Annotated in this window: 21 protein-coding genes; 9 read left to right on the plus strand and 12 right to left on the minus strand. The window is 75.9% G+C overall.

Annotated features, from left to right (window positions below; all coding sequences use genetic code 11):
* Positions 1–1,023 (plus strand): cytochrome d ubiquinol oxidase subunit II, encoded by a 1,023-nt coding sequence (gene cydB, locus BLT39_RS11185; protein ID WP_091062686.1) that lies wholly within the window; start codon positions 1–3, stop codon positions 1,021–1,023.
* On the plus strand, positions 1,020–4,331 hold the full coding sequence (gene cydC, locus BLT39_RS11190) for a thiol reductant ABC exporter subunit CydC (protein ID WP_091062687.1): 3,312 nt from the start codon (positions 1,020–1,022) through the stop codon (positions 4,329–4,331). Before cydB ends, cydC begins: the two co-directional genes overlap by 4 nt.
* 84 nt (positions 4,332–4,415) lie before the next feature.
* Here cydC and BLT39_RS11195 read toward each other — a convergent pair whose 3' ends face one another.
* A complete protein-coding gene (locus tag BLT39_RS11195; RefSeq protein WP_091062689.1) occupies positions 4,416–4,898 on the minus strand; it encodes a nucleotidyl cyclase domain-containing protein in 483 nt (160 codons plus the stop codon).
* A 104-nt stretch (positions 4,899–5,002) separates the two neighbouring features.
* On the opposite strand from BLT39_RS11195, the gene BLT39_RS11200 reads away from it, so the two are divergent.
* Both BLT39_RS11200 and BLT39_RS11205 read left to right on the plus strand, forming a co-directional pair.
* A complete protein-coding gene (locus BLT39_RS11200; RefSeq protein ID WP_091062691.1) occupies positions 5,003–5,554 on the plus strand; it encodes a dihydrofolate reductase family protein in 552 nt (183 codons plus the stop codon).
* A gap of 7 nt (positions 5,555–5,561) precedes the next feature.
* Entirely contained in the window at positions 5,562–6,428 is an 867-nt protein-coding gene (locus BLT39_RS11205; RefSeq protein WP_091062693.1) for an NAD-dependent epimerase/dehydratase family protein, read from the plus strand.
* Here BLT39_RS11205 and BLT39_RS11210 read toward each other — a convergent pair.
* Complete coding sequence (locus BLT39_RS11210; protein WP_242658325.1) at positions 6,397–7,053, minus strand: hypothetical protein; 657 nt, start codon at positions 7,051–7,053, stop codon at positions 6,397–6,399. The two genes, BLT39_RS11205 and BLT39_RS11210, sit on opposite strands and share 32 nt — an antisense overlap.
* A 2-nt stretch (positions 7,054–7,055) precedes the next feature.
* Positions 7,056–7,322, minus strand: a complete 267-nt coding sequence (locus BLT39_RS11215; protein ID WP_091062698.1) for a helix-turn-helix domain-containing protein — start codon at positions 7,320–7,322, stop codon at positions 7,056–7,058.
* A gap of 35 nt (positions 7,323–7,357) precedes the next feature.
* Between BLT39_RS11215 and map the strand changes: the two genes are divergently transcribed.
* Together map and BLT39_RS11225 are read left to right on the plus strand one after the other, a co-directional pair.
* On the plus strand, positions 7,358–8,134 hold the full coding sequence (map, locus tag BLT39_RS11220) for a type I methionyl aminopeptidase (RefSeq protein WP_091063091.1): 777 nt from the start codon (positions 7,358–7,360) through the stop codon (positions 8,132–8,134).
* Between the two features lie 35 nt (positions 8,135–8,169).
* Positions 8,170–8,520 (plus strand): hypothetical protein, encoded by a 351-nt coding sequence (locus tag BLT39_RS11225; RefSeq protein WP_091062700.1) that lies wholly within the window; start codon positions 8,170–8,172, stop codon positions 8,518–8,520.
* Positions 8,521–8,556: 36 nt separating this feature from the next.
* Here the strand turns inward: BLT39_RS11225 and BLT39_RS11230 are convergent, their stop codons facing one another.
* The 5 genes from BLT39_RS11230 to BLT39_RS11250 all read right to left on the minus strand — a co-directional run bounded on the left by BLT39_RS11230 (position 8,557) and on the right by BLT39_RS11250 (position 13,821).
* Positions 8,557–9,132 (minus strand): dihydrofolate reductase family protein, encoded by a 576-nt coding sequence (locus tag BLT39_RS11230; RefSeq protein ID WP_207507860.1) that lies wholly within the window; start codon positions 9,130–9,132, stop codon positions 8,557–8,559.
* Complete coding sequence (eutC, locus tag BLT39_RS11235; protein ID WP_091062703.1) at positions 9,132–9,848, minus strand: ethanolamine ammonia-lyase subunit EutC; 717 nt, start codon at positions 9,846–9,848, stop codon at positions 9,132–9,134. Before eutC ends, BLT39_RS11230 begins: the two co-directional genes overlap by 1 nt.
* Positions 9,845–11,257, minus strand: a complete 1,413-nt coding sequence (locus tag BLT39_RS11240) for an ethanolamine ammonia-lyase subunit EutB (RefSeq protein WP_091062705.1) — start codon at positions 11,255–11,257, stop codon at positions 9,845–9,847. Before BLT39_RS11240 ends, eutC begins: the two co-directional genes overlap by 4 nt.
* Positions 11,254–12,660, minus strand: coding sequence for an ethanolamine permease (gene eat / locus BLT39_RS11245; protein WP_091062707.1), 1,407 nt, complete (start codon positions 12,658–12,660; stop codon positions 11,254–11,256). The genes BLT39_RS11240 and eat overlap by 4 nt, the downstream gene beginning before the upstream one ends.
* 69 nt (positions 12,661–12,729) lie before the next feature.
* A complete protein-coding gene (locus tag BLT39_RS11250) occupies positions 12,730–13,821 on the minus strand; it encodes a carboxylate-amine ligase (RefSeq protein WP_091062708.1) in 1,092 nt (363 codons plus the stop codon).
* Between the two features lie 56 nt (positions 13,822–13,877).
* Here BLT39_RS11250 and BLT39_RS11255 point away from each other — a divergent pair, with 56 nt between their 5' ends.
* Together BLT39_RS11255 and BLT39_RS11260 are read left to right on the plus strand one after the other, a co-directional pair.
* Positions 13,878–15,137 (plus strand): M18 family aminopeptidase, encoded by a 1,260-nt coding sequence (locus BLT39_RS11255; protein ID WP_091062711.1) that lies wholly within the window; start codon positions 13,878–13,880, stop codon positions 15,135–15,137.
* 92 nt (positions 15,138–15,229) lie between these two features.
* On the plus strand, positions 15,230–16,834 hold the full coding sequence (locus BLT39_RS11260; protein WP_091062712.1) for a glycoside hydrolase family 13 protein: 1,605 nt from the start codon (positions 15,230–15,232) through the stop codon (positions 16,832–16,834).
* Here BLT39_RS11260 and BLT39_RS11265 read toward each other — a convergent pair.
* Both BLT39_RS11265 and BLT39_RS11270 read right to left on the minus strand, forming a co-directional pair.
* Positions 16,831–17,805 (minus strand): AAA family ATPase, encoded by a 975-nt coding sequence (locus BLT39_RS11265; protein WP_091062714.1) that lies wholly within the window; start codon positions 17,803–17,805, stop codon positions 16,831–16,833. The genes BLT39_RS11260 and BLT39_RS11265 overlap by 4 nt on opposite strands.
* A 31-nt stretch (positions 17,806–17,836) precedes the next feature.
* Complete coding sequence (locus BLT39_RS11270) at positions 17,837–18,190, minus strand: VOC family protein (RefSeq protein WP_091062716.1); 354 nt, start codon at positions 18,188–18,190, stop codon at positions 17,837–17,839.
* Between the two features lie 130 nt (positions 18,191–18,320).
* Between BLT39_RS11270 and BLT39_RS11275 the strand changes: the two genes are divergently transcribed.
* On the plus strand, positions 18,321–18,791 hold the full coding sequence (locus tag BLT39_RS11275; RefSeq protein ID WP_091063094.1) for a group I truncated hemoglobin: 471 nt from the start codon (positions 18,321–18,323) through the stop codon (positions 18,789–18,791).
* 1 nt (position 18,792) lies between these two features.
* Here the strand turns inward: BLT39_RS11275 and BLT39_RS11280 are convergent, their stop codons facing one another.
* A complete protein-coding gene (locus BLT39_RS11280; RefSeq protein ID WP_242658326.1) occupies positions 18,793–19,356 on the minus strand; it encodes a TetR/AcrR family transcriptional regulator in 564 nt (187 codons plus the stop codon).
* Positions 19,349–20,182 (minus strand): alpha/beta fold hydrolase, encoded by an 834-nt coding sequence (locus BLT39_RS11285; RefSeq protein ID WP_091062720.1) that lies wholly within the window; start codon positions 20,180–20,182, stop codon positions 19,349–19,351. The genes BLT39_RS11280 and BLT39_RS11285 overlap by 8 nt, the downstream gene beginning before the upstream one ends.
* Positions 20,183–20,203: the final 21 nt, after the last annotated feature.

Raw genomic sequence — 20,203 nt, forward strand, 5'->3', positions numbered from 1 at the left:
ATGGACCTGCAGACCCTGTGGTTCGCCGCCGTCGCGGTGCTGTGGACCGGCTTCCTGCTGCTCGAGGGCTTCGACTTCGGCGTCGCCGCGCTGCTGCCGGTGCTGTCGAGGGGCGACGCCGCGCAGCGGCGGGCAGACAAGAACCTGATGCTGCGCACCATCGGCCCGGTCTGGGACGGCAACGAGGTGTGGCTGGTCACCGCCGTCGGCGCGGTGTTCGCCGCCTTCCCCGGCTGGTACGCCACCTGGCTGCCGGCGATGTACCTGCCCTTCGTGCTGCTCCTGCTCGCCCTCATCGTGCGGGCCGTGGCCTTCGAGTGGCGGCACCAGCGGCACGACGCGGCCTGGGACGCCACCTGGACCCGGGTCATCACCGGCGGCTCGGTGGTGGCCGCGCTCGCCATCGGCGGGGCCCTCGGCGCGACCACGCTGGGCCTGCCGATCGCCGCGGACGGCACCCGGGTGGGCGGTGCCTTCTCCTGGGTGGGCTGGCCGGTGGCCCTCGGCGCGGTCGCGGTGCTGGCCTACTCGCTCGTGCACGGCGCGGTGTTCCTGGCGCTGAAGACCGAGGGCCCGGTGCGCGAGCGGGCCCGGGCGTTCGCGCTGCGCTGGTCGCCGCTGGCCGCGCTGCCGCTGCTGGCCTGGGCCGGGCTGGTGGTGCTCCGCTCGGGCGGGCTGGTCTCCACCGTGCTGTGGCTGGTCGCCGCGCTCGCCGTCGTCGGCACCTGGACCCGGCTGAAGGTGGACCGCGAGGGCCAGGCCTTCCTCGGCTGGGCGCTGGTGCTGCTGGCCTCGGCCGCCGCCGTGTTCGGCGCCGGGTACCCCACCGTCGTGGCCTCCACCGTGGACCCTGCGTTCGACGTGGTGGTGGGCGGCGCGTCGGTCAGCGACTACACGCTCACCGTGATGACCTGGGTCGCCGGGGTCGGCCTGCCGGTCGTGCTGGGCTACCAGGCCTGGACCTACTGGGTGTTCCGGAAGCGGCTGACCGCCGAGCCCGAGCACGAGGCCGCGCACGCATGAACCGTGGCCCGCTCGCCCCGCTGGACGGCGTCCCCGGCGTCACCGGGTCCGTCGTCCGGGCCGGCCTGGTCGCCCTGGTGCAGACCCTCGGCATGGTGGGCCTCGCCCTGGGCCTGGCGCACGGCCTGGCCGCCGCCGTCGACGGCCGGTCCCCGCTGGCCGCCCTGGCGCTGGCCGCCGCCGGCGCGCTGGTCCGGGCCGGCGCCGGTGCGGTCGGCGCCCGCTGGGCCAACCGGGACGCCCGGCGCAGCGAGGACGCGCTGCGCGACCGGCTGCTGGACCGGCTGACCCGTTCCCCCGCCGCGGTCGACGCCGCGGGCGGCACCGGACCCGCCGCGGTGCTGGTCACCACCCGGCTGCACGACCTGGCCCCCGCGCTCGCCGGCTACCTGCCCGCGTTCGCGCAGACCCTCGTCGTCCCGCCGGTGCTGCTGGTCGTGCTGGCCGGCACCGACCTGCTCTCGGCCGTGCTGGTCGCGCTCACCCTGCCGCTGGTGCCGGTGTTCATGGTGCTGGTCGGGAAGTACACCGCCGACCGCACCGCCGACGCCGCGCGGGCGCTGGACCGGATCGCCGCCCACGTCGCCGAGCTGGTCCGCGGACTGCCGGTGCTCACCGGGCTCGGCCGGGCGGCCGAGCAGACCGCCGCCCTCGCCGAGCTCGGCGACCGCCACCGCCGGACGACGACGGCGACGCTCCGGCTGGCCTTCCTCTCGGCACTGGTGCTCGAGCTCATCGCCACGCTGTCCGTGGCCCTGGTCGCGGTCACCGTCGGGCTGCGGCTGGTCGAAGGGCACCTCGGCCTGGCCACCGGGCTGACCGCGCTGCTGCTGGCCCCCGAGGCGTTCGCGCCGCTGCGGGCCCTGGGCGCGGCCTACCACGCCAACGCCGATGCGGGGCAGGCCGCGGCCGAGGCCCGCGCCGTGCTGGCCGCCCCCGACCACGCCCCGGCACCGGGCGCCCCGGCCGACGACCCGCGCGGCGCCGCCGTCGTCGTCGCCGACCTCGCGGTGCGCCACCCCGGCCGCGCGGTGCCCGCGCTCGCGCCCACCGCGCTCGTCGTCCGGCCCGGCGAGGTGGTCGCGCTGACCGGCCCCTCCGGGTCGGGCAAGTCCACCCTGCTCGCCGCGCTCGCCGGCACGCTGCCCACCACCGCGCAGGTCACCGGGACGACCACCGGGCTGCCCGACCGGGTCGCCGTCGCCCCGCAGCACCCGCGCACCACCGCCGACACCGTCGCCGACGAGCTGCGGCTGCACGCCGGCATCGACGACACCGACCCCCTGGACGCCGTGGTGGCCGAGGGCCTGGTCGTCGACGCGCTCGCCCGGGTGGGCGCCACCGACCTGGCCGGACGCCGGTGCACCACCCTGTCGCCGGGCGAGCTCCAGCGGGTGGCGCTGGCCCGCGCGCTGGTCCGGGTGCGCCGGGGTGCGGCGCTGCTGCTGCTCGACGAGCCCACCGCCCACCTCGACGAGGCCACCACCGCCCGGGTGGGCGCCGTCCTGGCCGACCTGCGGGGCTCGGTCACCGTCGTGCTGGTCACCCACGACCCGGCGCTGGCCGCCCTGGCCGACCGCGCGGTGGCCCTCGCGTCCCCGCCCACCCCGGGTATCGGAAGCTCCACCCCCGCCCACCGGCCCGCGGCCACGGGTGGAGCTTCCGATACCCCGGCGCGGGCGGCTAGCGTGGAGACCGGCTGGCCCCGCGCGGCCCTCGCCCGGGCCGTCGCGGCGGGCACCGTCACCTCGGTGGCCGGGGTCGCGCTGACCGGCCTGTCGGGCTGGCTGGTGCTGCGCGCCGCCGAGATGCCCCCGGTGCTCACCCTGCTCGTCGCCATCGTCGGGGTGCGCGGGTTCGGCCTGCTGCGGGCCATCGCCCGGTGGGCCGAGCGGCTGGCCGCGCACGACGCCGCGCTGCGGCTGGCCGCCGGCACCCGGGTGCGGGTGTGGCGGGCCCTGGCCCGGCAGGGTCTGGCCGCCGACCGGACGCCCGGCGCGGCGCTCGCCCGCGCGGTCGGCGACGTCGGCCTGCTGCAGGACCTCTCGGTGCGGGTGCTCACCCCGCCGGCGGTGGCCGCCGCGACCGCGCTGCTCGGCTGCGGCCTGCTGGCCCTGCTCTCCCCGCCCGCCGCGGGGGGCGTGCTGGTCGTGCTGCTGCTCACCGCCGCGGTGGTGGCGGTGCTGCACCGGAGGGTGGACGCCGAGGCCGCCCGCACCGAGGCCGACCTGCGGGTGCGGGCGCTGCAGGAGGCGGCCGCCGTCCTCGAGGGTGCGGTCGACCTGCGGGCGCACGGCCTGGCGACCACCGCCGGTTCGCGGGTGCAGGCACTGGCGGCAGCGCAGCGCACCGCGGCGGCCGGCGCCGTTCGGGCGGCCGCGCTGGCCGAGGGTGCGGTGGTGGCCGGGACCGGCCTGGCCGCCGTGGCGGCCGCCGCGCTGGGCTGGGCGTCCGGGGTGTCCGGGCCGGTCCTGGCCGTGCTGGCCCTCGCGCCGCTGGCCTTCGCCGAGCCGCTGACCGCCTGGGTCGGGTCACTGCAACGACGCGGCGCGTGGGACGCCGTCCGCGGCCGGTTGGACGCCGTGGTCGACGCCCCGGTGGCGGCCGACCCGGCCGAGCCCGTCGCCGTCCCCACCCCGGTGGACCGGCTGGCCGCGGCCGGCCTCGGAGCCGGCTGGCCCGGCGGCCCCGACGTGCTGCGGGACGTCGACCTGGCCGCCGACCGGGACGGCTGGCTGGTGGTGCGCGGGCCGTCCGGGGCGGGCAAGTCCACGCTGCTGGCGGTGCTCATGGCGTCGCTGCGGCCGCGCGCCGGCCGCTACGACCTGGCCGGGGTGCCGGCCGGGCAGCTGACCGGGGACGACGTCCGCTCGGCCATCGCGTGGCTGCCGCAGGAGGCGCACGTGTTCGCGTCCTCGATCCGGGCCAACCTGGCCCTGGCCGGCGCCCGGGGCGAGATCGGCGAGGACGCGATGCTCGCCGCGCTCACGGCCTGCGGCCTCGGCCCGCTGCTGGCCGGGCTGCCCGACGGTCTGGACACCCCGGTCGGGGCCGGGGGCACGGCGCTGTCCGGCGGGGAGCGCCGGCGGCTGGCGGCGGCCCGGGCGCTGCTGGCCGGCCGGGACGTCGTCCTGCTCGACGAGCCGACCGCGCACCTGGACCGGCCGACCGCGCAGCGGCTGGTCACCGACCTGCGCACCGCCCTCGCCGGGCGGGTGGTGGTCTGCGTGACGCACGACGACCGGGTCGCCGGCCCGGACGACACGACCCTCACCCTCGATGCGAGGGTGAGGGTCGCGGCGGGCTGAGCCACCGGCACCGGGGGGTGGGGAGCACCCGGTGCCGGCGGGGTCTCGCGGACGCCCGGCGGGGTCAGGGCCGGGCGCGCCGGGTCAGCGGGTGCCGGCGTAGTGCACGACGGCGTTGGCGCCGCGGTGCCGGGCGGCGTCCAGGCACAGGACGGCGCGGCGCTCGACCTCGTGGGCGGTCAGCCCGGGCTCGAGGGTGGCGACGCCGGCGCAGGCGATGAGGCCGGTGACCGCGCCGGTGACCACGCCGGCCATGCGGGCGGCGACGGTGTCGGCGGCGGCCGGGGTGCCCTCGACGAGCACGCCGAACTCGGTGTGGTCCTCCCGGGCCAGCCAGTCCTCGCCCCGGAGGGCGCCGGCCAGCAGCGCGGTGACGGTGGTGAGCGCGCCGGAGGACAGCGGCCAGCCGGTGTCCTTGCGCAGCAGGCCGATGACCACCAGCGAGGCGGGGTGCTCAGCGGCGGTGACCAGGCGGTCCTCGATGCGGTGGTGCAGGGCGGTGGGGCCGGGCAGCAGCGCCGCGTCGAGGGACGCGACCGGGGCCGGCGCGGTGAGCGTGGTGGTCATGCGTGCACCGTCGGCGTCGCCCCCGATCAGGTTGCGCGCAATCGGAACCGGTCCACCCGGAAGAGGGGGAATGGTTCTGTCGGAGGTGCGTGCCACGGTGCCGCATGGCATTCACCGGGCACGTGTTCCTGGGCATGAGCGTCGACGGCTACATCTCCCGGCCCGACGACGGCCTGGACTTCCTCGACCGCACCGACGGCTCGGGCGAGCCCGGCGACGCCGGGTTCACCGACTTCGTCGGCTCGGTCGACGCCCTGCTCATGGGCCGGAGCACCTACCGGGTGATCGCCCCCGTGGCGGAGTGGCCCTACCAGGGCAAGCCGGTGCACGTGGTCAGCAGCACCCTCGACCCGGCCGCCGACCCGCGGATCACCGTGCACCGCTCCCTCGACGACGCCGTCGCCGCGCTCGACGCGGCCGGGTACGCGCGGGTCTACCTCGACGGCGGGTCGACGGTGCGCCAGCTGCTGGCCCGCGGCCGGGTGCAGACCCTGTGCCTGTCCCGGGTGCCGGTGCTGGTCGGCGAGGGGTTCAGCCTGTTCGGCCCGCTGCCGCACGACGTCGACCTGGAGCACGTGTCCACCGAGGTGCTCGGCGGCGGCATGGTGCAGACGACCTACCGGGTGCGGGAATCCTCCCCGGCTGCGACGGCTTGACGCGGGCATGGACGTCTTCCTCACCGGTGGCACCGGACTCGTCGGCTCCTCCGTGCTCGCGGCCCTGGTGGCCGAGGGCCACACCGTCCGCGCCCTGGCGCGCAGCGACTCCTCCGCCGCCGCGGTCGAGGCCGCCGGCGCGACGGCCGTGCGCGGCGACCTCACCGACGCCGACCTGCTGGCCCGCGAGGCCACCGCGGCCGAGGGCATCATCCACACCGCCTCCCCCGGCGACGCCACCAGCGCCGACGTGGACGCCGCGTTCCTGGACGCGGTGCTGGGCGCGATCAGCGGCAGCGGCAAGCCCTACGTGCACACCGGCGGCGTGTGGGTGCACGGCTCGGGCACCGTCGACGAGGACACCCCGCGCGATGCGCCGGACCTGACCGCGTGGCGCGAGCCGCTGGACGCCCGGGTCACCTCCGGTGCCGACGGCGTGCGCGGTGTCCTCGTCGAGCCCGGCATCGTCTACGCCGAGCAGGACGGCCAGGTCGCCGGCATCACGGCGGCCGTGCTCGGCGGCCCGACCGACGACGACGGCGCGGTGCAGCTGCCGGGCAGCGGCGCGCAGCACTGGACGACGGTGCACGCCGCCGACCTCGGCCGGCTCTACGTCCTGGCCCTCACCCACGGCGCGGCCGGCAGCACCTACCTGGGTGTCAACGGCGACAACCCCACGGTCGCCGAGATCGCCGAGGCGGCCGGCGTCCGGGCGGTCGGCACGACCGAGGAGTCCACCCTGGAGCGGCTGGGCGCCTTCGGCGGTGCGCTGCTGCTGGACCAGCAGGCCACCGGCGAGAAGGCCCGCCGCGAGCTGGGCTGGTCGCCCGCCGAGCCCACCCTCACCGAGCTGCTGGGCCGCCTGCGGGGCTGAACGGGCCGGTGGCCGGCACGTCGACGGCGACCTCGGGGCCCAGCCGGGCATCGACGAGCTCGAGCCGGTCACCGGACCAGAAGCTGCCCGGGTCGTAGGAGTTCAGCGGCCGGTCTTCGGGGAGCAGGCCCATCGCGGTGTAGGTCGCCGCGACGAGTTCGGCGCAGAAGATGGTCTCGGCGTCGGTGCGCCGGTTCACCAGCCCACTGACCCAGCCCCGGGCCAGCCGCGCCGTGGTCGGGAAGGGCCGGCCGTCGTGCCGGGCCACCGCCCGCAGCACGGCGTCCTCCATGGCCGGGGTGACCCCGCCGTCGTCGGCCGGGCCGACCAGCTGGCGCAGCCAGGCGCGCTGGCCGTACTTCTGCCGCCACACCTGCACCGCGTCTCGCAGGTCGTGCAGCTGCACGCCGCGCTGGTGGGTGCCGGTCCAGGCGTCGGGCAGGGACCTGCCCAGCTCGGCGTGCCAGAGCAGGGGCGGCAGGTCGTCGAGCACCACGGCCATGCCGACGTGGTTGACCGGGGAGTTGGTGAGCGTCTGGATGGCCCGGTCGGCGACCGAGGCGCCGCGGAACAGCCAGACGTCGCCGGTGCGGGTCAGGTCGACCGCGGCGTCGAGGGTGAGCACGGTCAGGAGGCCAGCGACGCGCCGGCCGGGGAGGCGACCTGCGCCCAGACCTCGTCGAGGGACAGGTCGAGCTCGGCGGCCACCGCGGCGACGGTGGTGAAGGCGGGGGTGGCCACCCGACCGGACTCGATCTTGCGCAGCGTCTCCGGGGAGATGCCGGCGGCCAGCGCGGTGTCGAGCAGGGTGCGCCCGCCGCGGGCCCGGCGCAGCAGCGCGCCCAGCCGCCGGCCGCGCTCGACGTCGTCGGGGGTGAGGGGCAACCGGACCATGGGCGGGATACTAGTACCGGGATAACATGGCCGGCGTGATCGAGATCCTCTCCCCCTCCCAGGTCGCCCGCGCCCGGGAGACCGGCGCGCTGGTCGCCGACGTCCTGTACTCGCTCCGCGACCGGGCGACCGTGGGCACCAACCTGCTCCAGATCGACGCCTGGGCGAAGGAGATGATCCTCGGCGCCGGGGCGACCTCCTGCTACGTCGACTACGCCCCCTCCTTCGGCCGCGGTCCTTTCGGCCACTACATCTGCACCTCGGTCAACGACGGCGTCCTGCACGGCCTGCCGCACGACTACGACCTGCGCGACGGCGACCTGCTCAGCCTCGACCTCGCCGTGGTGCTCGGCGGCGTCGCCGCGGACTCCGCGATCAGCTTCGTGGTCGGCGACTCCCGCCCGGCCGAGAGCGTGCGGCTGATCGAGACCACCCAGCGCGCGCTGGCCACCGCCATCGAGACCGCCGGCCCGGGCGTGAAGCTCGGCGACGTGTCGGCCGCGATCGGCGAGGTGCTGCGCGGCGCCGGCTACTCGGTGAACACCGAGTTCGGCGGCCACGGCATCGGCACGACCATGCACCAGGACCCGCACGTGCCCAACGACGGCCGGGCCGGGCGCGGCATGAAGATGCGCCCGGGTCAGCTGTTGGCGCTGGAGCCGTGGGTCATGGCCGACACCGACGAGCTGGTCACCGACGACGACGGCTGGACCCTGCGCAGCGCCACCGGCTGCCGCACCGCGCACAGCGAGCACACCGTGGCGATCACCGAGGACGGCGTCGAGGTGCTCACCCTCCCCAGCCGCCGCTGACCCCCGCTGCCCGCCCGGCCGCTACGGTGCCGGGCATGCGTGCGGGGACGGTCGGGAAGCTGCTCGGGCTCGCCGGACTGGCCGGGGTGGCGGCCACCGGGGTGGTGCTGGCCCGGGACGAGCGGCAGCGCCGGGCCTACACGGCCGACGACGTCCGGGCCCGCCTGCACGCCCGTGCCGAGGCCGCCGCGGCCGATGACCGGGCCGTCGCGCAGGACGAGCCCGGCTCGCCCATGGTCGAGGCCCGCGACGGGATCTCCTTCCTGCCCCGGCCCACCACCCGGCGCGGTCGGCTGGCCCAGCGGGTGCGCCGGCAGCTGCGCCACCTCCCCCACTGGGCCCAGCCGCGGGACCGCTCGACGCGTGCCCCGTCGAGTGGCAGCTGAGGGGGTGGGACCGGGGTCCGGGCGCCCGCTGAGCTGTCAGTCGGCGAGCCGGCGGGGGCGGTAGGTCAGCAGCAGGGAGCCGGTCGGTGTGGCCTGCGACCGCACCAGCTCCAGCCGGGTGGCCGGCACGCCGTCCAGCAGCCGCCTGCCCTTCCCGGCGACGGCGGGTGCCACCACCAGCCGGAGCTCGTCCACCAGGTCCGCGGCCAGCAGCGTCTGCACCAGCGAGATGCTGGCGTGCACCCCGATGTCCCCGCCGTCGGAGGCGCGCAGCCCGCGCACGAACGAGGCGACGTCGCCCTCGATGGCCACCGCACCCCAGCCGCCGGGCAGCGGGGTCGAGGTCGCGACGTGCTTGGGCACCGCGTTGATGAACGTGGCGAACGGCTCGACGTCGCTGGTGGGCCAGTAGTGCGCCCACTCGTCGTGGCTGCGCCGGCCGAGCACGACGTCGGTCTGCGTGCCGATGACCTCGGCCAGGTTCGCGTCCAGGACGTCGTCCCAGGTGTCGATGAACTCGTCGGGCGACTCGGCGACGCCGTCCAGGGACAGCAGCTCGTAGGCGATGACTCTGCGCATGCCCTCCAGACGGCGGGCGGGCGCGGAAGTCATCACTCCAGTGCCGGCCCCTCGTCCTTGAGCACGACGCCCGAGGCGCCGAGCTCGCGCGAGGCCAGCAGCAGGCCGGCGAGGGTCTCGGCGGCCTGCGCGTAGGACAGCCCGTGCGGCGGCCGGACGTTGGAGATGCAGTTGCGCTCGCTGTCGGCCCGGCCCGTCCGCGGACCCCAGGTCAGGTAGAGCCCCAGGCTGTCCGCCGACGACAGGCCCGGCCGCTCCCCGATCACGACGACGACGATCCGGGCGCCCAGCGCCTCACCCACCGGGTCGCCGAGCGCCACTCGCGCCTGGGTGGCCACCACCAGCGGGGCCACCGACCAGCCGGCCAGCCGCTCCAGCACCGCCGAGACCGTCCCGGCGGCGTGGTCGGCCACCGCGCGCGGCGAGAGCCCGTCGGCGACCACCAGCGCCAGGTCGTGCTCCCCGCCCGGCAGCCGCGTGCCCTCGGCCAGCTGGCGGCCGAGGTCGGGGCGCTGCAGGTAGGTGGCCCGGTCCGGCGCCGCGGAGGTCACGGTCAGCACGTCGAGCCCCGTGCCGGCGAGCTCGTCGACGAGGGCGTCGACGTCCAGGGGCGTGTGCACCGCGTCCCGGGCGGCGGCGTGCGCGGCGCGGAACTCCAGCAGCCGGTCGGTGGGCAGCCCGTCCCCGGCCCGGCCCAGCGCCACCCGCGCCCGGGTGGCCGAGCGCAGCACGTCGAACGCGTCGCTCACCGGGCCGCCGCCAGCAGCGCGCGGGCCTGCGGTGCGTCGGCGGTCAGCTCGCGCACCCGGCCGGCGTCGTCGACCAGGTCCATCCGCTGCAGCCACGCCTCGAACTCCGGCGCCGGGCGCAGGCCGAGCACCTGCCGCGCGGTGAGCACGTCCTGGAAGGACAGCGACTGGTAGTGCAGCATCACGTCGTCCGAGCCCGGGACGGCGATGACGAACGAGCAGCCGGCCGCGCCCAGCAGCAGCGTGAGGGTGTCGGTGTCGTCGGGGTCGACGTCGGTGTGGTTGGTGTAGCAGACGTCCACACCCATGGGCAGGCCGAGCAGTTTGCCGCAGAAGTGGTCCTCCAGCCCGGCCCGGATGACCTGCTTGGCGTCGTAGAGGTACTCCGGGCCGATGAACCCGACGACGGTGTTGACCAGCAGCGGGTCGTAGTGCCGGGCCACCCCGTAGGCGCGGCACTCCAGGGTCTGCTGGTCCACCGGCCGGCCGCCCACGCCCAGGTGCGCACCGGCCGACAGCGCCGACCCCTGCCCGGTCTCGAAGTAGGTCACGTTCGACCCCACGGTGCCCCGCCCCAGCTCGAGCGCGGCGGAGCGGGCCTCGGTGAGCAGGTCCAGGGTGACGCCGAAGCCCTCGTTGCCGCCCTGGGTGCCGGCCACCGACTGGAACACCAGGTCCACCGGCGCGCCCTTCTCCAGCGCGCGCAGCGTGGTCGTCACGTGGGCCAGCACGCACGACTGCGTGGGGATCTCGTACCGGCTGATCACCGCGTCGATGAGCTCCAGCAGCGCGATGGTCTGCGCCGGGGAGTCGGTGGCCGGGTTGATGCCGATGACCGCGTCGCCGGAGCCGTGCAGCAGCCCGTCCAGCAGCGACGCGGTGACGCCGAGCGCGTCGTCGGTGGGGTGGTTGGGCTGCAACCGCGACGCCAGCCGGCCGGGCAGCCCGATGGTCGAGCGCAGGCCGGTGATCACCCGGGCCCGGCGGCCGACGGCGACCAGGTCGGCGTTGCGCATCAGCTTCGACACCGCCGCCGCCATCTCCGGCGTCAGGCCCCGCGCCAGCCCGGTGATGGCCGGCTCGTCACCGGCGGCCGCGCGGGCGAGCAGCCACTCCCGGAAGCCCCCGACGGTCAGGGCGCGCACCGGCTCCAGGGCTGCGGCGTCCAGGGTGTCGAGCACCAGGCGGGTGACGTCGTCCTCGTCGTAGCCGACCACCTGCTCGTCGAGGAACGTGGTCAGCGGCAGGTCGGCCAGCACGGTCTGCGCGGCGACCCGTTCGGCCTCCGACGTCGCCGCGCAGCCGGCCAGCACGTCGCCCGACCGGGCCGGGGTGGCCTTGGCCATCACCTCGACCAGCGTCGGGAACTCGTAGGTGTGGCCGGCCACCGTTGCCCGGCGCGCCGTCATCGGACGTCGTCCTCCGCCGCGGCCAGCGCCGCGAACTCCTCCTCCGGCGCCGAGGCCACCAGGTGGTGCCGGGAGTAGAAGGCGAAGTAGGCCATGAACAGCGCGAAGGCGAGCAGGCAGAGACCGGCGGCGAGCGGGTCGACCAGGAAGGTGGCCAGCACCGCGAGGACGGCGAGCACCAGCGCGACCGTCGTCGTCGCCGTGCCGCCCGGCGTCCGGTAGGGCCGCTCGAGGTCGGGCTCGCGGCGGCGCAGCACGATGTGGCTGGTCATCATCAGCACGTAGGACAGCGCCGCCCCGAACACGGCCATGTTGAGCAGCACCGCGCCCTGGCCGGTGAGGGTGAGCAGGAACCCGACGACGCCGGGGACGACGAGGGCCAGCACCGGGGCCTTGCGGCTGTTGGTGACCGACAGCGACTTCGGCAGGTACCCGGCGCGGGAGAGCGCGAAGGTCTGCCGGCTGTAGGCGTAGACGATGGAGAAGAAGCTGGCGACCAGCCCGACCAGGCCCATGTAGTTCACGACCGTCTGCAGGGCACCGGGCTGCAGGCCGTCCACCGGCGGGTTGGCCGACTCGCTGATCAGCTGCGCTCCCCCGGCGCCGGTGGTGAACACCAGCATGAGGACGGCGAGCACGGCGAGCACGCCCATCGCCGCGACGATGCCGCGCGGCATCGAGCGGGCCGGGTCCTTGGCCTCCTCGGCGGCCAGCGGCACGCACTCCACGGCGAGGAAGAACCAGATGCCGAAGGGGAACGCGGCCCAGATGCCGAGCACGCCGAAGGGCAGCCACTCCGACGCCCCGGCGGCGTCGGTGGGCGCCATGTCGGTGAGGTTGGCGGCGTCGAAGGCCGGGATCGCGCCGAGCAGGAAGAGCACCAGGCCGACGACGGCGACCGCGGCGATGGCCATCATGACCTTGAGCGCCTCGCCGACGCCCATCAGGTGGATGCCGATGAAGATCGCGTAGACGGCGAGGTAGACCCACCAGCCGTCGGTGATGCCGAACAGGCCGAGGGACTCCACGTAGCCGCCGATGAAGGTGGCGATGGCGGCCGGGGCGATGGCGTACTCGATGAGGACGGCGACGCCGGTGGCGTAGCCGCCCCAGGGCCCGAGCGCGCGCCGGGCGAAGGTGTAGCCGCCGCCCGCGGTCGGCAGCGCGGCGCCGAGCTCGGCGAGGCCGGACACCATGGCGGTGTACATGACGCCCATGAGCACGGTGGCGATGAGCAGGCCACCGAACCCGCCCTCGGCGAGGCCGAAGTTCCAGCCGGCGTAGTCGCCGGAGATGACGGCGGCGACGCCGAGGCCGGCCAGCAGCGGCCAGCCCGCCGTCCCGGTGCGCAGTTGCCGCTTGGCGAGGTAGTCGTTCGTCTGCGCCGGGGATTCAGTGGTCACAGCGGGGCCTCCGGTCGTCGGGTGGCGCTCACTGTGGACCTGCTGGGTGTCGGCGGCAATGCCCCGCTGTTACGGCGCGGTGCCGGCCACCTGCAGCAGGTCGCGGACGACGGCGCCCGGGTCGCCGGTGCGGGCCAGCACCTGACGCTGGCGCGCCGACGATGTCCCCCGGGCCAGCAGCTGCTCGGCCAGGCCGGTCACCTCGGCGAGCTCACCGCGGCTGTCCAGGTCGGGGCCGAGCAGCTCGAGCAGGGCCCGGACGGCGGTGGACGCGGGCACCAGCTCGCCGGTCGCGGGGTCCAGCAGCTGCCCGGTGAGGCCCGCGCGGGCGGCCTTCCAGCGGGCGGCGCGGAGCAGCTCGGGCCTGGTGACGGGGGCTTCCCCGTCGTGGGCCGCGAGCACCGAGACCAGCGAGCGGCAGAGGGCGGCGTGCAGCACGACGTCGTCCAGGTCGGTGCAGACGTCGCCCATCCGGAACTCCAGCGTGGGCACGTGGGTGGAGGGCCGCAGGTCCCAGTAGAGCTGGGAGCCGTCGGGGACCAGGCCGGCGCCGACGAGCCGCCGGACGACGTCGGCGTACCCGGCCGCGTCGCCGAGCGGCTCGGGCGGGCCGGACACCGGCCAGCGCGACCACCACACCGTGCGCCAGGACTCGTAGCCGGTGTCGGCGCGGTCGTGGAACGGGGAGCTGCCGGTCATCGCCAGCAGCACCGGCAGCCAGGGCCGGGCGCGGTCCATGACGTGCACGGCGGTGTCCAGGTCGTCGACGCCGACGTGCACGTGGGTGCCGCAGATGTCCTGGCTCTGCGCGAGGGCGGCCCAGCGCTGCACCATCACGCGGTAGCGCGGGGCGTCGGTGAGCCGGAGGTCCTCGGGGGCCGAGAACGGGTGGGTGGAGGCGGCGAGCACGGTCAGCCCGTCGGTCTGCGCGGCGGCGACGGCCTCCGCGCGGGTCTCCTCGAGCGCGGCGCGGACGTCGGCGAGGGTGCGGCAGATGCCGGTGGCGGTCTCGAGCTGGGTCGTGGAGATCTCGGGCTGCACGTGCGTGCCGGCCCGGCCGAGGACGGCGGCGTCGGCCACCTGCGAGCTGGCGGCGAGGGCCCCGGTGGCCGGGTCGACGAGGTGGAACTCCTCCTCGACACCGATGGTCGTGCCGGTCATGCGGGGTCTCCAGGGGTTCGGGGTGCGGCGCCGAACGGTACGGGAGACTCCAGGACGTGGACCTCTCCCTCGGTGACGACCTCCGTTCCTTCGTCGACGCCTCGCCCTCCCCCGGGCACGCGGCCGCCGAGATCGCGCGCCGGCTGACCACGGGCGGGTTCCGGGAGCTGGCCGAGCGCGACGTGTGGGAACTGGCCCCCGGGGACGCCGTGTTCACCGTGCGGGGGGCCAGCGTGGTCGCCGTCCGGGTGGGCTCGGACCCGGTGGCGGAGGCCGGCCTGCGGATCATCGGGGCGCACACCGACTCACCGACCTTCCGGGTGCGGCCGCGCCACGACCTGCGGCAGGCCGGTTACCGGCTGGTGGGCGTCGAGCCCTACGGCGGCGGGCTGTGGCACACCTGGCTGGACCGCGAGCTCACCGTCGCCGGCCGCCTCGCGCTGCGCGGCGGGACGACGGTGCTGGCGACGCTCCCCGGTGCGCCGCTGCGGCTGCCGTCGCTGGCGATCCACCTGGACCGGTCGGTGCGCGAGGGGCTGACCCTGGACCCGCAGCGGCACCTGCAGCCGGTGTGGGGGTCGGAGCTGTCGACCGAGCCCGGCCTGCTGGAGGCGCTGGCCTCGGCCGCCGGGGTGTCGGCCGCCGACGTGGTGGGTCACGACCTGGTGCTGGCCGACACCCAGCCCGCGGCGCGGGCCGGGGCCGACGGGTCGTGGGTGGCCGCGCCCCGGCTGGACGACCTGGCCTGCTGCCACTCGGGGCTTCTGGCTCTCCTGGCTGTTTCCGCGGAAACGCGTCACACGCAGGTGCTGGTCTGCAACGACCACGAGGAGGTCGGGTCGGGGTCGGCGTCGGGGGCGCGCGGGTCGTTCCTGGAGGACGTCGTGTCGCGGCTGGCCGACGGCCCGCAGGGGTTCGCCCGCACGATCGCGGCGTCGAAGCTGGTCAGCGCGGACATGGCGCACGCGGTGCACCCCACCCGGCCCGAGCGGCACGACCCCTCGCACCAGCCGGCGCTCGGCGGCGGGCCGGTGCTCAAGCTCAACGCCAACCAGGCCTACGCCACCGATGCGGTGAGCGGTGGTTGGTTCACCGAGCGGTGCCAGGACGCCGGGGTGCCGGTGCAGCACTTCGTGTCCCGCGCCGACCTGCCGTGCGGCTCGACCATCGGCCCGCTCACCGCCACCCGGCTGGGCCTGTCGACGGTCGACGTCGGCGCCCCGCAGCTGGCCATGCACTCGGCCCGCGAGCTGTGCAGTGCCCTCGACGTGCCGCACATGGTCGCCGCGTTCACCAGCTGCCTGCAGCACGGCTGACCTGCCGTCCTGGCGAGATCCGCCAGGAACCGAGCCGGAAACTGGTGACCCGCCTCACAGCTTGTGCGCAGTCGAGCACTCAGGGTGGACACATGGCACCCCGGCTGACGGCACTGCGGTCCCCCGTCGCGCCCGCGACCGAGCAGGACTGGTGGCGGACCGCGGTGGTCTACCAGGTCTACCTGCGCTCCTTCGCCGACTCGAACGGCGACGGCATCGGTGACCTGGCCGGGCTGCGCTCCCGGCTGCCGTACCTGGTGTGGCTGGGCGTCGACGCGCTGTGGATCAACCCGCACTACCCCTCCGGCGGCGCCGACGGCGGCTACGACGTGGTGGACTACCGCGCGGTCGACCCCGACTACGGCGACGTGTCCGACCTGGAGGCACTGGTCGCCGACGCCCGCGCGCTCGGGCTGCGCGTGGTGCTCGACGTCGTCCCCAACCACACCTCCGACCAGCACCCGTGGTTCCAGGCGGCCCTGGCCGACCCCGACTCCCCCGAGGCGAAGCGCTACCACTTCGCACCCCCGTCGGAGGAGCCGCCGAACAACTGGCGCTCGCTGTTCGGCGGCCCGGCGTGGTCGCGCACCCCCGACGGCCGCTGGTACCTGCACCTGTTCGCCCCCGAGCAGCCCGACCTCGACTGGCGCGACCCCGCCGTGGGCGACGACTTCGAGGCCACCCTGCGCTTCTGGCTCGACCGCGGTGTCTCCGGCTTCCGGGTCGACGTCGCCTACGGCCTGTTCAAGGACGCCGGCCTGCGCGACAACCCCGGCGCCTACTCCCCCACCCTGTTCGGCCACGGCCCCGAGCAGGCGATGACCTGGAACCAGCCCGAGGTGCACGACGTGTGGCGGCGCTGGCGCGCGGTCTGCGACGAGTACCCGGACACCATGCTCGTCGGCGAGGTCTGCCTGGCCGACCTGGAGCAGGTGGCGCTGTACTCCCGCCCCGACGAGATGCACCAGTCCTTCTCCTTCCGGCTGCTGAAGTCCGGGTGGGACGCCGGCGCCTTCGGCGAGGCCGTGTCCACCGCGCTGGACGCGTTCGCCTCGGTCGGCGCCCCGGTCTCCTGGGTGCTGGGCAACCACGACAAGGACCGCCAGGTCACCCGGTTCGGCGGCGGCGCGGTCGGCACCGCGCGCGCCCGGGCCGCGGCCCTGCTGCTCATGGCGCTGCCCGGGTCGCCCTACCTCTACGCCGGCGACGAGCTCGCCCTGCCGCAGGCCGTCGTCCCCGACGAGGCCAAGCGGGACCCGATCTTCCACCGCAGCGGCGGCGCCCGCGCCGGCCGCGACGGCTGCCGGGTGCCGATGCCGTGGAACGAGTCCCCCGGCGTCGGCTTCTCCCCCGACGGCGCGGCCGACCCGTGGCTGCCCATCCCGGAGGGCTGGGACCACCACGCCGTCTCCCGGCAGAGCAGGGACGGCGGCTCCGCCCTGACCCTGCACCGCCGCGCCCTGGCCCTGCGCGCGGCCCACCCGGCGCTGGGCTCGGGGACGGCGACCGTGCAGGTCGACGGCGACGTCCTCACCGTCACCTGCACCGGGGACGGCGAGACCGTGCGCTGCGTGCTGAACATGGGCACGGCCACCGCCCTGGTCCCGGGCGGGACCCTGCTGCTGGCCTCCTCGACCGCCGTCAAGGCCGCCGGTGTGCTGCCGCCGGACGCCGCCGTCTGGCTGCTGGAGGACTAGGCGCCGAGCGTGCGGGCTGCCTCGGCGACGTCGTCGGCGGTCAGCGTGGAGACGTCGGCGCGGCTCAGCGACGCCGCGCTGCCGTCCCGGGTCAGCCGCAGCGCCTGCCGGTTGAGGGCCTGCTCGAACAGGGTGCGGGCGAAGCGCGCGTTGCCGGTGTCCTCGCCCGGCTGGATGCCGGCCAGGGTGGCGCGCAAGGTGGTCTCCGCGCCGGGCTCGAGCAGGTACTCGTGCTGGGCCACGATGCTGACGAAGATGGCCTCGAGCTCGGCCGTGGAGTAGTCGGGGAACCGGATCTCCCGGCCGAACCGGGACCGCAGCCCCGGGTTGGAGGCCAGGAAGGACTCCATCAGCCGGGGGTAGCCGGCCACGATCACCACCAGCCGGTGCCGGTGGTCCTCCATGCGCTTGAGCAGGACCTCGATCGCCTCCGGCCCGAAGTCCAGCCGGCCGTCGCCGTCGGGTGCCAGCGAGTACGCCTCGTCGATGAACAGCACGCCGTCCAGCGCCTGCCGGACCACCCGGTCGGTCTTGATAGCGGTCGCGCCCACGTGCTGCCCGACCAGGGCGGCACGGTCGACCTCGACCAGGTGGCCCTTCTGCAGCAGCCCGACCGCCCGGTACATCTCGGCCAGCAGCCGCGCCACCGTGGTCTTGCCCGTCCCCGGGTTGCCGAGGAAGACCAGGTGCTGGCTGGTCGCCGCCTCGGCCAGGCCGTGCTCCTTGCGGCGGGCCTGCACCTGCAGGAACGCGACCAGCGCCTGCACCTGCTCCTTGACCGCCGTCAGGCCGGTGAGCCCGGCGAGGTCGGCCTGGACCTCGGCCAGCGGCCGGCCCGGCGCGGTCCGTCCCCCGCCGAAGAGCTCGGCGACCAGGTCGTCCACGCCGCGCCCGCCGGGCCGGGGCAGTTGCTCGCCCAGCCGGCCGACGGTCTCGCGGAGCTCGTCCAGCGGCTTGCGGGCGGACGGCATGCCCCGAGGGTAGGCGCGGCGCGGGCAGGTCTCAGGCGGGCTGCCAGAGCTCGACGCGGTTCCCCTCGGGGTCGGTGACCCAGCCGAACCGGCCGACGCCGTCCATGTCCTGCACGTCGTCGGAGACGTCGGCGCCGGCGGCCCGCAGCTGGGCCAGCATCGCCCCCAGGTCGCGCACCCGGAAGTTGAGCATCACCTGCTGGCGGGGCGAACCGAAGTAGTCGGTGTCGGCGGCGAAGCCGGAGAACACGGTCGGACCGGCATCCTGCTGCCACGGCTCGTCCGGGTCGACCCCGACGCCGAGGTGGTCGCGGTACCAGGCGCCCAGCGCGCCCGGGTCCGCCGAGCGCAGGAAGACGCCGCCGATGCCGGTCACCCGTTCCACGGCCCCATCCTCGCCCGGCCGGCCGCCGAGAAGGCATTGCCCGATCGTCTTGCACGCAAGTAACCTGCGTCACACCCAGGGGGAGGGTCCTCCCCCCGTGATCAGCGTCGACCACCCCAGGGAGCCCGCCATGACCGCCACGCCCGAGGTCGCCCACGTCCCCGACACCCGTCGCCTCGCCCCCGAGGCCGACCCGGCCACCGCCCCCGCCGTCCAGCCGGGGAACGCGACGCTCTACGAGCGGCTGGGCGGGTGCTACGGCATCGCCGGCGCCGTCGACATCCTGGTCGACCGGCTGTTCCAGAACGTCAAGGTCAACGCCAACGAGAAGGTGCACGAGCACCACGGCAACCCGGCCAACGCCCCCGGATACAAGTGGCTGGTGACGTCGTGGTCCATCGAGGCCGCCGGCGGCCCGAAGTGCTACATCGGCCACGACATGGACACCGCGCACGAGCACCTGTCCATCGACACGGCCGGGTTCGACGCCGTCGCCAAGGAGATCGAGGCGACCCTGGACTTCGTCGGCGTCCCCGAGCCCGAGCTGCGCGAGTTCATGGACATCATCGAGAGCTACCGGGACAAGGTCGTCCAGGCGTAGCTCAGGCCCGGCGCAGCCCGCGGTCGAGGAGGTCGACCATCCACCCGAAGCTCTCGTCGACGTCGGCGGACCACTGGAACCCGCGCGCGGCCTGCAGGGTGGCGAAGCCGTGGAACGCGCTGCGCAGCGTGCGCAGCGCGTGGTCCTCCTCGGCCGCGGGCAGGTCGTAGCCGCGCAGCACCGCGCGGAACGCGGCCAGCGCACGCACCCCCGCGGCCACCAGCGGGTCGTCCTGACCGGCCGGCTCCAGCCCGACGGTCGCGGCGTACCGCCCCGGGTGGGCCAGCACGTAGGCCCGGAAGGCCTGCGCCGCGGCGGCGAGGGCGTCGCGGCCGGCCAGGCCCTGGATCGCCGTGCCGATCGCGACCGCGGACTCTGACAGCGCCAGGGCGGCGATCCGGCGGACCAGGTCCTCCTGCCCGGCCACGTGCTTGTACAGCGACGGGGTCCGCACGCCGACCCGCTCGGCCAGCCCGCCCATGGTCAGCGCCCCGAGCCCGACCTCGTCGGCCAGCTCGGCGCCGGCGGCCACCACCGAGGTGGGGTCCAGGCCCGCCCTAGGCACGGACGCCGGCCAGGAAAGGCAGCACGGCGTCGGCGACGGCGTCGGGCACCTGGTGGTGCGGGTAGTGACCGGCGCCCTCGAGCACCACGAGCCGGCCCAGCCCGGCCGGCAGCTCGGCGAGCACCGCCTCGCCCTCGGCGCGGGGATCGGCCCAGTCGGGGTCCAGCTCGCCCTGCACGACCAGCACCGGGCAGCGAACGGCGGGGAGCGCGGCCCCGGCGTCGGTGGCGGGGGTGGTGCCCATCCCCTTGAGCGCGGCCATCCGGCCCGGCTCGCCCAGCATCGCGGTCACGTGGTCCAGCCGCTGCTGCCAGTCGGCCGGGTTCGCGCCGGGATAGGCGACGTCGAGGTACTTCCGCCACTGGCCCACGCTGCCCAGCAGCCCGGCGCCGAGCAGGTGCCGCATGCCGCGGCGGAACCGCGCCGAGCGCAGGTCGCGCAGCGCGATGGCCTGCTTCCTGGTGAACGGGGTCAGCTCCACCAGCGCGGTGACCAGCTCGGGCGCCCGCGCCGCGGCCACGGTGACCGCGCCGCCGGAGATCGAGTGCCCGACCAGCACCGCCGGGCCGCCGAGGTGGCGGACCAGGGCGAGCAGGTCGCCGGCGATGTCGGTGCGGCTGTAGGAGGGCCACGGCGCGCTGGACTCCCCGCAGCCGCGCAGGTCGACCGCGGCGACCCGGTACCCGGCCTCGACCAGCCGGGGCACGAGGTGGCGGTAGGCCTGCCGGTCGTCGCCCATGCCGTGCGCCAGCACGACGAGCGGACCGGGCCCGCCAGTGACCTCGTAGGCCAGGGTGCCCCCGTCGAGGGTGAGGTGCTCGGTCATGTCGTCCTCCTGCAGCTAAAG

This window comes from Klenkia brasiliensis (assembly GCF_900100695.1).
GTDB lineage: Bacteria > Actinomycetota > Actinomycetes > Mycobacteriales > Geodermatophilaceae > Klenkia > Klenkia brasiliensis.

Excerpts from the sequence above, each read along its gene's own strand:
- cydB (WP_091062686.1), top strand. The coding sequence starts at position 1 with ATGGACCTGCAGACCCTGTGGTTCGCCGCCGTCGCGGTGCTGTGGACC.
- cydC (WP_091062687.1), top strand. The coding sequence starts at position 1,020 with ATGAACCGTGGCCCGCTCGCCCCGCTGGACGGCGTCCCCGGCGTCACC.
- BLT39_RS11195 (WP_091062689.1), bottom strand. The coding sequence starts at position 4,898 with ATGACCACCACGCTCACCGCGCCGGCCCCGGTCGCGTCCCTCGACGCG.
- BLT39_RS11200 (WP_091062691.1), top strand. The coding sequence starts at position 5,003 with ATGGCATTCACCGGGCACGTGTTCCTGGGCATGAGCGTCGACGGCTAC.
- BLT39_RS11205 (WP_091062693.1), top strand. The coding sequence starts at position 5,562 with ATGGACGTCTTCCTCACCGGTGGCACCGGACTCGTCGGCTCCTCCGTG.
- BLT39_RS11215 (WP_091062698.1), bottom strand. The coding sequence starts at position 7,322 with ATGGTCCGGTTGCCCCTCACCCCCGACGACGTCGAGCGCGGCCGGCGG.
- BLT39_RS11225 (WP_091062700.1), top strand. The coding sequence starts at position 8,170 with ATGCGTGCGGGGACGGTCGGGAAGCTGCTCGGGCTCGCCGGACTGGCC.
- BLT39_RS11230 (WP_207507860.1), bottom strand. The coding sequence starts at position 9,132 with ATGACTTCCGCGCCCGCCCGCCGTCTGGAGGGCATGCGCAGAGTCATC.
- BLT39_RS11240 (WP_091062705.1), bottom strand. The coding sequence starts at position 11,257 with ATGACGGCGCGCCGGGCAACGGTGGCCGGCCACACCTACGAGTTCCCG.
- BLT39_RS11250 (WP_091062708.1), bottom strand. The coding sequence starts at position 13,821 with ATGACCGGCACGACCATCGGTGTCGAGGAGGAGTTCCACCTCGTCGAC.
- BLT39_RS11260 (WP_091062712.1), top strand. The coding sequence starts at position 15,230 with ATGGCACCCCGGCTGACGGCACTGCGGTCCCCCGTCGCGCCCGCGACC.
- BLT39_RS11265 (WP_091062714.1), bottom strand. The coding sequence starts at position 17,805 with ATGCCGTCCGCCCGCAAGCCGCTGGACGAGCTCCGCGAGACCGTCGGC.
- BLT39_RS11275 (WP_091063094.1), top strand. The coding sequence starts at position 18,321 with ATGACCGCCACGCCCGAGGTCGCCCACGTCCCCGACACCCGTCGCCTC.
- BLT39_RS11285 (WP_091062720.1), bottom strand. The coding sequence starts at position 20,182 with ATGACCGAGCACCTCACCCTCGACGGGGGCACCCTGGCCTACGAGGTC.